Origin of the sequence: Pseudomonas gebzensis (genome assembly GCF_034427815.1) — a bacterium.
Taxonomy (GTDB): Bacteria; Pseudomonadota; Gammaproteobacteria; order Pseudomonadales; family Pseudomonadaceae; genus Aquipseudomonas.
Map to the genome: position 1 here is coordinate 383,773 of NZ_JAXQNS010000001.1, position 12,931 is coordinate 396,703.

General features: G+C 64.6%; 12 protein-coding genes. All 12 read left to right on the plus strand.

Going from position 1 to position 12,931, the window contains the following annotated elements; all coding sequences use genetic code 11:
* The first annotated feature begins 52 nt into the window (after positions 1 to 52).
* The 12 genes from SJI00_RS01755 (at position 53) to astE (ending at position 12,515) form a co-directional block, all read left to right on the plus strand.
* Positions 53 to 838 (plus strand): ABC transporter substrate-binding protein, encoded by a 786-nt coding sequence (locus SJI00_RS01755; RefSeq protein ID WP_322460041.1) that lies wholly within the window; start codon positions 53 to 55, stop codon positions 836 to 838.
* Between the two features lie 89 nt (positions 839 to 927).
* The gene (locus SJI00_RS01760; protein WP_312932464.1) at positions 928 to 1,617 is read left to right on the plus strand and encodes an ABC transporter permease; all 690 of its coding nucleotides are present in this window, start codon (positions 928 to 930) and stop codon (positions 1,615 to 1,617) included.
* A complete protein-coding gene (locus tag SJI00_RS01765; protein WP_322460042.1) occupies positions 1,614 to 2,342 on the plus strand; it encodes an ABC transporter permease in 729 nt (242 codons plus the stop codon). The genes SJI00_RS01760 and SJI00_RS01765 overlap by 4 nt, the downstream gene beginning before the upstream one ends.
* A 22-nt stretch (positions 2,343 to 2,364) precedes the next feature.
* Positions 2,365 to 3,129 (plus strand): ABC transporter ATP-binding protein, encoded by a 765-nt coding sequence (locus SJI00_RS01770; RefSeq protein WP_322460043.1) that lies wholly within the window; start codon positions 2,365 to 2,367, stop codon positions 3,127 to 3,129.
* Positions 3,130 to 3,379: 250 nt separating this feature from the next.
* Entirely contained in the window at positions 3,380 to 4,360 is a 981-nt protein-coding gene (locus SJI00_RS01775; protein ID WP_322460044.1) for a GlxA family transcriptional regulator, read from the plus strand.
* A gap of 501 nt (positions 4,361 to 4,861) precedes the next feature.
* The gene (locus SJI00_RS01780) at positions 4,862 to 6,082 is read left to right on the plus strand and encodes an aspartate aminotransferase family protein (protein ID WP_322460045.1); all 1,221 of its coding nucleotides are present in this window, start codon (positions 4,862 to 4,864) and stop codon (positions 6,080 to 6,082) included.
* Positions 6,083 to 6,228: 146 nt separating this feature from the next.
* Positions 6,229 to 7,248, plus strand: a complete 1,020-nt coding sequence (gene aruF / locus SJI00_RS01785; RefSeq protein ID WP_322460046.1) for an arginine/ornithine succinyltransferase subunit alpha — start codon at positions 6,229 to 6,231, stop codon at positions 7,246 to 7,248.
* A 79-nt stretch (positions 7,249 to 7,327) separates the two neighbouring features.
* Positions 7,328 to 8,359: an arginine N-succinyltransferase gene (astA, locus tag SJI00_RS01790; RefSeq protein ID WP_322460047.1), complete on the plus strand. Its 1,032-nt coding sequence runs from the start codon at positions 7,328 to 7,330 to the stop codon at positions 8,357 to 8,359.
* Entirely contained in the window at positions 8,356 to 9,819 is a 1,464-nt protein-coding gene (astD, locus tag SJI00_RS01795) for a succinylglutamate-semialdehyde dehydrogenase (RefSeq protein WP_322460048.1), read from the plus strand. Before astA ends, astD begins: the two co-directional genes overlap by 4 nt.
* Positions 9,820 to 9,841: 22 nt before the next feature.
* Entirely contained in the window at positions 9,842 to 11,191 is a 1,350-nt protein-coding gene (gene astB / locus SJI00_RS01800; RefSeq protein WP_322460049.1) for an N-succinylarginine dihydrolase, read from the plus strand.
* Positions 11,192 to 11,205: 14 nt separating this feature from the next.
* Positions 11,206 to 11,496 (plus strand): topoisomerase II, encoded by a 291-nt coding sequence (locus SJI00_RS01805; protein WP_312935924.1) that lies wholly within the window; start codon positions 11,206 to 11,208, stop codon positions 11,494 to 11,496.
* A gap of 11 nt (positions 11,497 to 11,507) precedes the next feature.
* Complete coding sequence (gene astE, locus SJI00_RS01810; RefSeq protein WP_322460050.1) at positions 11,508 to 12,515, plus strand: succinylglutamate desuccinylase; 1,008 nt, start codon at positions 11,508 to 11,510, stop codon at positions 12,513 to 12,515.
* The last annotated feature ends 416 nt before the right edge of the window (positions 12,516 to 12,931 follow it).

Below are 12,931 nucleotides of genomic sequence, written 5' to 3' on the forward strand. Positions count from 1 at the left end.
CCTGGCAGCCGTTACACTGTCCTGCATTGCCCCGTACCGATGGAGTTACCTGATGAAGAAGCTTGCCCTGTTCGGCGCTTTGGCGCTGTCCGCGTTGTCCCTGGTCGCGCATGCCGATGAGAAGCCGTTGAAGATCGGCATTGAAGCCGCCTACCCACCGTTCGCCTTCAAGCAGCCTGACGGCAGTCTGGCGGGTTTTGACTACGACATCGGCAACGCTCTGTGCGCGCAGATGAAAGCCAAGTGCACCTGGGTCGAGCAAGAATTCGACGGCCTGATTCCGGCGCTGAAAGTGCGCAAGATCGACGCCATCCTGTCGTCGATGTCGATCACCGAAGACCGCAAGAAATCGGTCGATTTCACCAAGCGCTACTACCTGACCCCAGCCCGTCTGGTGATGAAGGAAGGCACTACGGTCAGCGACAGCATGGATGAGCTCAAAGGCAAGAAGATCGGCGTGCAGCGCGGTTCGATCCATGACCGCTTCGCCAAGGAAGTGCTGGCGCCCAAAGGGGCCACGGTGGTCCCGTACGGTACCCAGAACGAGGTCTACCTGGACGTCTCGGCCGGTCGTCTCGACGGCACCGTGGCCGACGCCACCCTGCTCGAAGACGGCTTCCTCAAGACTGACGCCGGCAAAGGCTACGCCTTCGTAGGCCCGGCCTTCACCGACGCCAAATACTTTGGTGACGGGATCGGCATCGCAGTGCGCAAGGGCGATAAGGCCAACCGCGAGCGCATCGATGCCGCCATCGACGCCATCCGTGCCAACGGCACGTACAAACAGATCGAAGCCAAGTACTTCAACTTCGACATCTACGGTCCAGACGCCCAGTAACAGCTGGCGCTGCCCGTGCAATGGTGCAAACAGCAGAAGGTCTGAGGTTTGCACCATTTTTATTTTCCAAGCCGTGAGGAATTCCAAACATGTTGAAAGGCTACGGGGCAGTCATCCTCGATGGCGCCTGGCTGACGTTGCAGCTGGCCCTGTCGTCGATGGCGCTGGCCACGGTGCTCGGCTTGATCGGCGTCGCGTTGCGCCTGTCGCCGGTGCGCTGGCTCGCCTGGCTCGGCGACCTGTATTCCACGGTGATTCGCGGCATTCCTGACCTGGTGCTGATCCTGCTGATCTTCTATGGCGGCCAAGACATCATCAATCGCCTTGGCCCGCTGGTGGGCTATGACGATTTCATCGACATCAACCCACTGGCGGCCGGCATCGGCACCCTGGGTTTCATCTTTGGTGCCTACCTGTCGGAAACCTTCCGCGGCGCCTTTCTCGGCATTCCCAAGGGCCAGGCCGAAGCGGGCGTTGCCTATGGCATGAACAGCCGGCAGGTGTTCTTCCGCATCATGGTGCCGCAAATGATCCGTCTGGCGATTCCAGGCTTCACCAACAACTGGCTGGTGCTGGCCAAGGCCACCGCGCTGGTGTCGGTGGTCGGCTTGCAAGACATGATGTTCAAGGCCAAGCAGGCGGCTGATGCCACCCGCGAACCTTTCACCTTTTTCCTCGCCGTGGCGGCGCTGTACCTGGTGCTGACCAGTGTCTCGTTGCTGGCGCTGAAGTACCTCGAACGGCGCTACTCTGTGGGCGTCAAGGCGGCTGAACTATGACTTTCGACTTCACCGCCTTCTGGATCGGGATCTTCGACTACACCGTGATCTGGGAGGCCATGCCGCTGTACCTGGGGGGCCTGCTGACGACCTTGAAGCTGCTGCTGATCTCGCTGTTCTTCGGCCTGTTGGCTGCCATCCCTCTCGGGCTCATGCGCTGTTCGAAGAACCCACTGGTGAACGGCGCCGCTTGGCTCTACACCTACGTGATCCGCGGCACGCCGATGCTGGTCCAGCTGTTTCTCATCTACTACGGCCTGGCCCAGTTCGAGGTCGTGCGTGAGAGCGTGTTCTGGCCCTGGCTGTCCAGCGCGACCTTCTGCGCCTGCCTGGCATTTGCCATCAATACCAGCGCCTACACCGCCGAGATCGTTGCCGGCAGCCTCAAGGCCACGCCCCACGGCGAGATCGAGGCGGCCAAGGCCATGGGCATGTCGCGGGTCAAGATGTACCGGCGCATCCTTCTGCCCTCGGCCCTGCGCCGGGCGCTGCCGCAATACAGCAACGAAGTGATCATGATGTTGCAGACCACCAGCCTGGCCTCGATCGTGACCCTGATCGACATCACCGGCGCTGCGCGTACCGTCAACGCCCAGTACTACCTGCCCTTCGAGGCTTACATCACGGCGGGGGTGTTCTACCTGTGCCTGACCTTCATCCTGGTACGCCTGTTCAAGCTGGCCGAGCGCCGCTGGCTCAGCTACCTGGCGCCGCGCAAGCACTGAACGCTCTGTGAGAATCGACAGCATGTACAAACTTCAAGTCCAAGACCTGCACAAGCGCTACGGCAGCCATGAAGTGCTCAAGGGCGTTTCCCTGGCGGCCAAGGCGGGCGATGTGATCAGCATCATCGGCTCCAGTGGCTCGGGCAAGTCGACCTTCCTGCGCTGCATCAACCTGCTGGAACAGCCGCACGGCGGACAGATCCTGCTCAATAACGAACCCCTCAAGCTGGTCGCTGGCAAGGATGGCGCGCTGCGCGCCGCCGATGACAAGCAACTGCAGCGCATGCGTTCGCGTCTGTCGATGGTGTTCCAGCACTTCAACCTGTGGGCGCACATGACGGCGCTGGAAAACATCATCGAGGCGCCGATGCATGTGCTGGGCATGAGCAAGAAAGCCGCCCTCGAAAAGGCCGAGCATTACCTGGCCAAGGTCGGCGTTTCGCACCGCAAGGATGCCTACCCAGGACATATGTCGGGCGGCGAGCAACAGCGTGTGGCCATCGCTCGCGCACTGGCCATGGAGCCTGAGGTGATGCTGTTCGACGAGCCGACCTCGGCGCTTGACCCGGAACTGGTCGGCGATGTGCTGAAGGTGATGCAGGGCCTGGCCCAGGAAGGCCGGACCATGGTGGTAGTCACCCACGAGATGGGCTTTGCTCGCGAGGTGTCCAACCAGCTGTTGTTCCTGCACAAGGGCATTGTGGAAGAAACCGGCCACCCGCGCGAAGTGCTGGCCAACCCGCAATCGGACCGGCTCAAGCAATTTCTGTCGGGTAGCTTGAAATAGAGGCTGCCGCTTTGCACCAGAATAGGGCATCCTGCGCAGCGGCCTCAGGCCCTGCGCACAACGCCACGCGGCGAAGGGCAGGCGGGGCGAGGGCTGCCGCGCACAGCCCCTGGCCGCGCGTCACTGTCTTGGTGTGCAGGCGCATGTCTGGCCTGACGGCAAGGCTTCACGAACACGTATCAAGGCTTTGCGTACAGAGGCTGAGCTACCCTTGGCGCCTCAGACTCGAACAGGTTTCGGACCGCACCCTATGACCACCCAGCGTATCGGTTTTCTCATCTGGCCCAGCACCCGTCCGCTTACCCTCGCCCTGGCAGAGGAAGTGCTTCAGGTGGCGCAGCGGGTACACCCGGATGTGAGTTACGAACTGCTGTTCGTCCAGGCCGAGGCCACGCCCGAGCAAGCCTGGCGTCTGCCGGGCGAAGCCTGGGGCAGCCGCCTGGATGGCTGCGACAAGCTGTTCCTGCTGGCCGATGAGCCGCCCCAGGCCATTACCGCGGCGGTGTCCAGTTCGCTCAAGCAACTGGCCCGTGCCGGCTGCATGATCGGGGGGTTGTCGGCGGGAGTGTATCCGCTGGCCATGCTTGGCTTGCTGGACGGCTACCGCGCGGCCGTGCACTGGCGCTGGCAGGACGACTTTGCCGAGCGCTTCCCCAAGGCCATTGCCACCAGCCACCTGTTCGACTGGGACCGCGACCGCCTCACCGCCTGTGGCGGCATGGCCGTGACCGACCTGATGCTCGCCATGCTGGCCCGTGACCACGGCGCCGAGCTGGCGGGCGCGGTGTCTGAAGAATTGGTGGTCGAACGCATTCGTGAAGGGGGCGAGCGCCAGCGCATTCCGTTGCAGAATCGCCTGGGTTCGAGCCATCCGAAGCTGACCCAGGCGGTGCTGTTGATGGAGGCCAACATCGAAGAGCCGCTGACCACCGACGAAATCGCCCAGCACGTCTGTGTGTCGCGCCGTCAGTTGGAGCGGATCTTCAAGCAGTACCTGAGCCGCGTGCCGAGCCAGTATTACCTTGAGCTGCGCCTGAACAAGGCCCGGCAGATGCTTATGCAGACCAGCAAATCGATCATTCAGATCGGCCTTTCGTGCGGGTTCTCCTCAGGCCCGCACTTCTCCAGCGCCTACCGTAATTTCTTCGGGGCCACCCCGCGTGAAGACCGCAATCAGCGCCGCAGCAACAGCCCGTTCGAGCTGAGTTCGGCGCCGGTGGAGAAGGGCTGAGGCCAGCGGCCCCAGGCGTCCACCGGTGTCGCCGATCAGCCTGCCGGAACCCGCCATGGGCCATTGGGCCGGCTGCGCCGGCCATCGCGGCAGTAGCCGCTACCTGAATCGTATTTTCCTGTATGGAGGGTGCTGGCTGGCCGTCGCACTCCTTGGAACGGCCACTGCGGCGCTCCGATCAGTCGCGATGAGCGGCGCAGCCGGCCTGATACAGGCGCCACCGATCGACGGCCGGCTGCACGCTGCGCGCCACATTGCCGAAAGTCTCAGCAGCACTGCAACAAACCCCCGTTCACAACCTGACTCCCCGTTCACTCGAACTCACCGTGCCGTTACACTGCGCGATTGTGACCGTCTGTGTCGCATTGCCAACAGCCTGGTGCTAACGGGGTGTGGCGCTGTAACAAGATGTCGCCTGGCTGCAAGGACAGGCGACGCCCAGTCCTTACAATCCGCAAACGCTCGCTGCCCCCGGCCAGCGTTCCGCTTCAGGAGATTCCGATGTCCGTTGAGCAAGCCCCGGTGCAACGTGCCGATTTCGACCAGGTCATGGTTCCCAACTACGCGCCGGCGGCGTTCATTCCGGTGCGCGGCCAGGGCTCTCGCGTGTGGGACCAGTCCGGGCGCGAATTGATCGACTTCGCCGGCGGCATCGCGGTCAACGCCCTGGGCCATTGCCACCCAGCGCTGGTCAAGGCCCTCACCGAGCAGGCCAACACCCTCTGGCATGTGTCCAACGTCTTCACCAACGAGCCGGCCTTGCGCCTGGCGCACAAACTGGTGGATGCCACCTTCGCCGACCGCGCGTTCTTCTGTAACTCCGGCGCCGAAGCCAACGAGGCCGCGTTCAAGCTGGCCCGTCGCGTGGCCCATGACCGTTTCGGGGCGCACAAGCACGAAATCATCTCCACCGTGAACAGCTTTCATGGCCGCACCTTGTTTACCGTCAGCGTCGGCGGCCAGCCGAAGTACTCCGATGGCTTCGGGCCGAAAATCGAGGGCATCAGCCACGTTGCCTACAACGACCTTGAAGCCCTCAAAGCGCAGATTTCCGACAAGACCTGCGCGGTGGTCATCGAGCCGATCCAGGGCGAGAGCGGCGTGGTGCCCGCCGACCAGGCCTACCTCGAAGGCGCCCGCGCCCTGTGCGACCAGCACAACGCGCTGCTGATCTTCGATGAAGTGCAGACCGGCGTCGGCCGGACCGGCTCGCTGTATGCCTACCAGCACTTCGGCGTCACCCCGGACATCCTCACCAGCGCCAAGAGCCTGGGCGGCGGCTTCCCGATCGGTGCCATGCTCACCACCACGCAGTGGGCGGCCCACTTCGCCCCGGGTACCCATGGCACCACGTACGGCGGCAACCCGCTGGGTTGCGCGGTGGCGTGCGCGGTACTCGATGTGATCAACACCCCGGAAACGCTGGCCGGTATCCGCGAGCGTCACCAGCGCTTCAAAACCCGCCTCGAGCAGATCGGCAGCGAACACCAGCTGTTCAGCCAGGTGCGTGGCGTTGGCCTGCTGATCGGCTGCGTGTTGAGCGACGCCTGGGCGGGCAAGGCCAAGGACGTGCTCAACGCCGCCGAGCAGGAAGGCGTGATGGTGCTGCAGGCTGGCCCCGACGTGGTGCGCTTTGCCCCAAGCCTGGTGATCGACCACGCCGACATCGATGAAGGCCTGGAGCGCTTTGCCCGCGCCGTGGCGCGTCTGACCCAGGCCTGACCTGCGTCGCCCGGGCCCTGCGCTGGCCAATCGGCTAGCGCAGGGCCACGAATCGATCCAGCGGCTGTGTGCGCTTGTTCCAAGCCATGCAGCCGTTTTTTCCCGTGTCGGCCTGGCCGGCGCGTTTCCCTCGAAGGAGTGACACCATGCTGGTAATGCGCCCCGCGCAGATGGCTGATCTGAATGAAGTGCAGCGCATGGCTGCCGACAGCCCCATCGGTGTCACCTCGCTGCCCGACGACGCCGGGCGCCTGGGCGACAAGATTGCCGCGTCGGAAACGTCGTTTGCGGCCGAAGTCAGCTTCAACGGTGAAGAGCGTTATTTCTTCGTGCTCGAAGACAGCAGCACCGGGCGCCTGGTCGGCTGCTCGGCCATCGTCGCCTCGGCCGGTTATTCCGAGCCGTTCTACAGCTTTCGCAACGAGACCTTCGTGCACGCCTCACGCGAGCTGAAGATCCACAACAAGATTCACGTCCTGTCGCTGTGCCATGACCTCACCGGCAACAGCCTGCTCACCAGCTTCTACGTCGTGCCGGAGCTGGTCAGCAGTGCCTGGGCCGAGCTCAATTCTCGCGGGCGCCTGCTGTTCATGGCCTCGCACCCCGAGCGTTTCGCCGAGTCGGTGGTCACCGAGATCGTCGGCCACAGCGACGAGCAGGGCGACTCACCTTTCTGGGATTCCATCGGGCGCAATTTCTTTGCCATCAACTACGCCGAGGCCGAGCGCCTGTGCGGGTTGAAGAGCCGTACCTTTCTTGCCGAACTGATGCCCAACTACCCGATCTACGTGCCGTTGCTGCCCGACCGCGCGCAAGAGGCCATGGGCCAGGTGCATCCGCGGGCGCAGATCACCTTCGACATCCTCATGCGCGAGGGCTTCGAGACCGAGCACTACATCGACATCTTCGACGGGGGCCCGACCCTGCACGCGCGCACTTCGGGCATTCGCTCCATCGCCCGCAGCCAGGTCGCCGAGGTCAAGATCGATCCCGCTGCAACGCCCGGTGGGCGTGCCTACCTGGTCTGCAATGGCCAGCTGCAAGACTACCGTGCGGTGGTGTTGGAGCTGGACTGGGCGCCGGGTCAGCCGCTGCTGCTGAGCCTGGAAGCCGCCGATGCACTGGGCGTTGGCGAGGGCGCCAGCGTGCGCCTGGTCGCCGTCTGAGCCCTGATCGCCGGTGCGCCCAAGGGCGTGGTAACAGTGAGTTTCGCGGCAGGCACAGGCCACCGCTCAAGGAGAAAGCATGATCGTTCGTCCAGTACGCAGCAGCGATTTACCGGCGCTGATCGAGTTGGCGCGCAGCACCGGCAACATCGGTCTGACCACCTTGCCCGCCAACGAAGCACGGCTGGCGCAGCGCGTCACCTGGGCTGAGAAAAGCTTTCGCGGTGAAGCCGAACGCGGCGACACCGACTACCTGTTCGTGCTGGAAAACGATGAAGGCCTGGTCATCGGCATTTCTGCCATCGCCGGCGCCGTGGGCCTGCGCCAGCCTTGGTACAACTACCGCGTGGGCCTGACCGTCAGCGCGTCGCAAGAACTGAACATCTACCGCGAGATCCCTACGCTGTTCCTGGCCAACGACCTGACCGGCAATGCCGAACTGTGCTCGCTGTTCCTGCGCAGCGATTACCGCAGCGGCCTCAACGGCGGCTTGTTGTCCAAGGCGCGGCTGCTGTTCATGGCCGAATTCGCCGAGCTGTTCGGCAAGAAGGTGATCGCCGAAATGCGCGGCATGTCCGACCCCGCGGGCCGTTCACCGTTCTGGGAAAGCCTGGGTCGGCACTTCTTCAAGATGGAATTCAGCCAGGCCGATTACCTGACCGGGGTCGGCAACCGCGCGTTCATTGCCGAGCTGATGCCCAAGTTCCCGCTGTATACCTGCTTCCTCTCGGAGGCGGCGCGGGCGGTGATCGGCCAGGTGCATGCCGACACGCAACCGGCGCTGGCCATGCTCGAGCGTGAAGGGTTCACCTACCAGGGTTATGTCGACATCTTCGACGCCGGCCCCGCCATCGAATGCGAAACGGCGCGCATCCGCGCGGTGCGCGACAGCCAGACCCTGGTGCTGGCGGTCGGCACGCCCGGCGACGACGCCACCCCCTACCTCATTCATAACCGCAAGCGCGAAGACTGCCGCATCACCGCCGCGCCCGCGCGCCTGGCAGCCGGCACCCTGGTGGTCGACCCGCTGACCGCCAAGCGCCTGCGCCTGGGGGCGGGTGACCACGTGCGTGCGGTGCCGTTGTCGGTGGCGCGGGAGGCGCGCTCATGAGTACGCATTACATCGGTGGGCAGTGGCAAGTCGGGGAGGGCGCGCTGGTGCAGTCGCTCGATCCTGTCACGCAGGCGGTGCTGTGGCAGGGGCGGGCGGCCCAGGCGGTGGATGTCGAGGCCGCCGTGCAGGCTGCGCGGCGGGCGTTTCCCGGCTGGGCCGGGCAGGGCCTGGAGGCTCGGGTCGAGGTGCTGGAGGCCTTCGCCGCCCAGCTCAAGACCCATGCTGATGCCCTGGCGCAGTGCATCGGTGAGGAAACCGGCAAACCGTTGTGGGAAGCGGCGACGGAAGTCACCAGCATGATCAACAAGGTGGCCATCTCGCTGCAGAGTTACCACGAACGTACCGGTGAGAAGCACGGGCCCTTGGGCGATGCCAACGCCGCGTTGCGGCACAAGCCCCATGGCGTGGTGGCGGTGTTCGGCCCTTACAACTTCCCGGGCCATCTGCCTAATGGCCATATCGTGCCGGCGTTGCTGGCCGGTAACTGCGTGGTGTTCAAGCCCAGCGAACTGACGCCCAAGGTGGCCGAGCTCACGGTCCGCTGCTGGATCGCTGCCGGCCTGCCGGCCGGGGTGCTCAATCTGCTCCAGGGCGCACGCGAGACCGGGGTGGCGTTGGCGGCCAACGAGGGTATCGATGGGCTGTTCTTCACAGGTTCGAGCAGCACCGGCGCGTCTTTGCATCAACAGTTCGCCGGGCGGCCGGACAAGATTCTGGCCCTGGAGATGGGCGGCAACAATCCGCTGGTGGTCGATCAGGTGGCCGACATCGATGCAGCGGTGTACGCCATTATTCAATCGGCCTTCGTTTCGGCCGGTCAGCGCTGCACCTGCGCGCGCCGCCTGCTGGTGCCGCAAGGCGCCTGGGGGGACGCACTGCTGGCGCGTCTGGTCGAGGTCAGCCGTGCGTTGCGGGTGGGCCGTTTCGATGCGCAACCTGCGCCGTTCATGGGCGCGGTGGTTTCCCTGGGCGCCGCCGAGGCGCTGCTGGCCGCCCAGGCCGAACTGTTGGCCAACGGTGGCGTGGCCCTGCTCGGCATGACCCAGCCGCAGCCAGGTGCTGCGCTGCTGACCCCGGGCATCATCGACGTCACCGCGCAGCCCGCGCCGCGCGATCAAGAACTGTTCGGTCCGCTGCTGCAAGTGATCCGCTACGCCGACTTCGAGCAGGCCATGGCGCTTGCCAATGCGACCCGCTTCGGGCTCGCCGCAGGGCTGCTGTCCGACGCCAAGGCACGCTACGAGCAATTCTGGCTGCACAGCCGGGCGGGCATCGTGAACTGGAACAAACCGCTGACCGGCGCCGCCAGCAGCGCGCCTTTCGGCGGTGTCGGCGGCAGCGGCAACCATCGCGCCAGCGCCTACTACGCGGCCGATTACTGCGCCTACCCGGTGGCCTCGCTGGAAACCCCGCGCCTGGCGCTGCCGGCCACCCTTACGCCGGGTGTCAGCCTATGACGCACCCTGTCGGAGCTCTGTGATGAAGGCATTTGAAGTCAACTTCGATGGTTTGGTCGGCCCGACCCATAACTACGGCGGGCTCTCGTACGGCAACGTCGCCTCGCAAAGCAACAGCCAGCAAGGCTCCAATCCACGCGAGGCTGCGCGTCAGGGCCTGGCGAAGATGAAAGCCCTGGCCGACCTGGGCTTGCAGCAAGGCGTCCTGGCTCCGCAGGAGCGTCCCGACGTGGCAGCGCTACGGCGCCTGGGCTTCACCGGCAATGACGCCGACGTGATTCGTCAGGCCGCGCGTGAGGCCATGCCGCTACTGGTTGCCAGCTGCTCGGCCTCGAGCATGTGGGTGGCCAACGCGGCCACTGTCAGCCCCAGTGCCGACACCGCCGATGGCCGCGTGCACTTCACCGCGGCCAACCTCAATTGCAAATACCACCGCAGCATCGAACACCCCACCACCAGCCGGGTGCTGCAGGCGATGTTCAATGACCCGGCACACTTCGCCCATCATCCGGCGCTGCCTGCGGTCATGCAGTTCGGCGACGAAGGCGCGGCCAACCACACCCGTTTGTGTCGCGACTACGGCGCGCCCGGTGTGGAGTTCTTCGTCTATGGCCGCAGCGCCTTCGACAGCCGTTTGCCCGCGCCGCACAGATACCCCGCCCGGCAAACCCTCGAAGCGTCGCAGGCCGTGGCGCGGCTGCATGGTCTGAGCGCCGAGGGCGTGGTGTTCGCTCAGCAGAACCCTGCAGTGATCGACCAGGGCGTGTTCCACAACGATGTGATCGCCGTGGGCAATGGCGAGGTGCTCTTCCATCATCAGGACGCCTTTCTCGACAGCGAGGCCGTGCTCGCCGAGCTGCACGCCAAGCTGGCCGCCAAAGGCGGGCAGCTGCAGGCCATCAGCGTGCCGCGCGCGGCTGTCACGGTGGAAGACGCGGTGCGCTCTTACCTGTTCAACAGCCAGCTGCTGACCCGGGCCGACGGTTCGATGCTGCTGGTGGTGCCTGAGGAATGCCGCAACCATCCACGCGTGTCGAGTTACCTCGATGGGCTGACCCGCCAAGGCGGGCCGATCACTGAAGTGCAGGCGTTCGACCTCAAGCAGAGCATGCAGAACGGCGGTGGCCCGGCGTGTCTGCGGCTTCGCGTCGCGCTCAGCGAGGTCGAGCTGGCGGCAGTCAATCCCGGCGTTATCATGACCGACGCGTTGCATGCCACGTTGTTGCAATGGGTCAGTCGGCACTATCGTGATCGGCTCACCGATGCCGATCTGGCTGACCCACAGTTGCTCGACGAGTCGCGCAGTGCGCTCGACGAGCTGACCCAGATTCTGAAGTTGGGCTCGGTCTATCCGTTCCAACGCCACCCTTGAAGAGAGAACTTGTAATGTCCGAAGCCCTGAGCCTGCTGCTTGAAGATGACGATGGCACCCAGCTGCAAACCTCCTGCACCCGTTTCGCTATTCTCTGGCAAGGCAAGGAAGTGTGGATCCAGCAAGACGGCCGCGGCCAATTGCTGATCGGTGTCGATGTCGCCGAAGGTGACAGCGAATTCGCCAACCTGTTGCTGCGCCCGATGGCGACCAACCTGGTCAGCCTGCAGTTGGAAATGGAACCGGCCGATCTCGACGAAGACGACGATCACGTTCATGGCCCTGATTGCGGCCACCATCACTAAGGAGGGGCGCCATGCTCTCCCTCGGCAAACTGCTTGAACTGACCTTGGCCGGCCGCGAGCCGGCCGACAAGACCCAAGTGACCGTCGAGGGCGTGCGCCTGCGCTGGCTCGGGGAGGGCGCACTGGAAGTGCGTCCTCCGAGCGCCACCGACAATGGCCTGGACCTGCTGCTCTCGGCGGGCATCCACGGCAACGAAACCGCACCCATCGAGCTGCTCGATGAGCTGCTGGGCGGTATTGCCAGCGGGGCGGTCAAGCCACGTGCGCGCATCCTCTTCCTGTTCGGCAATCCGCCTGCGATTCGTCGTGGCGAGCGCTATGTCGAGCAAGACATCAACCGCCTGTTCAACGGTCGCCATGCCGCTAGCAGCGGGGTCGAGGCCATGCGCGCGGGCGAGTTGGAGCAGTTCGCCCGGGTGTTCTTCAGCCTCCCGGAGCGCACCCGCCTGCACTATGACCTGCACACGGCGATCCGTGGTTCGAAGATCGAGCAATTTGCGCTGTACCCATACACACCGGGCCGGGCCCATTCGCGGCGCGAGCTGGCCCGGCTGGCAGCCGCCGGGGTGGACGCGGTGCTGCTGCAGCGCAAACCGTCGATCACGTTCAGCGCCTTTACCTACGAGCAGCTCGACGCCGAAGCCTTCACCCTGGAACTGGGCAAGGCCAGGCCCTTTGGGCACAACGCTCAGGTCAACCTCGATCGGCTGCGCCAGCGCCTGTGGCAGATCGTCGAAGGGTGCGAGCCTGACGTCGACGATCAGCTCCAGGGCCTGCAACTGTTCAGCGTCGCCCGCGAGATCATCAAGCACAGCGAGCATTTCAAGCTGCACCTGCCCGAGGACATCGAGAATTTCGCCGAACTGGCGCCCGGCTACCTGCTGGCCGAAGACCTGGCGCAGATGCGCTGGGTGATCGAAGAGCAGGGCGCGCGGATCATCTTTCCCAACCCGCATGTGAAGAATGGGCTGCGCGCCGGCTTGATCATCGTGCCGGACGCGGGGGAGGGGCTGGGGTAGGCGATGCAGGTCGGCAAGTTGCCAGGCCCAACACCGGCGGCAGGTCAGCTGATGCTGCTGCGCAGTGACCGCGCCCACCACCTGCCTCACCCCTGTAGCAGCGAGCTCGCTCGCGAAAAAGGCCCACGCACCGCGCCCGGCCAGGCGTTCGCGTCATGGTTGACGTCCATCGCGAGCAAGCTCGGCTCCTACAGATTTGGCATGAGCCTCGTGTAGGCCGAGGTGACTCGCGATGGGCGGCGCAGCCTCACTTGAGCTGTGGTGAAACCTCTGGCAGCGGTTAGGTTCATTGAGCATCCCCATGCTCACCACGTCATCACCGCCGCAGCGCTCGTCCATGCCCGACACGTGTATGAAAACCCTTTAATTAACCGGCTATTCCCTTTTCCTCCCGCTTGAGCGGTAATTGGCTTGCC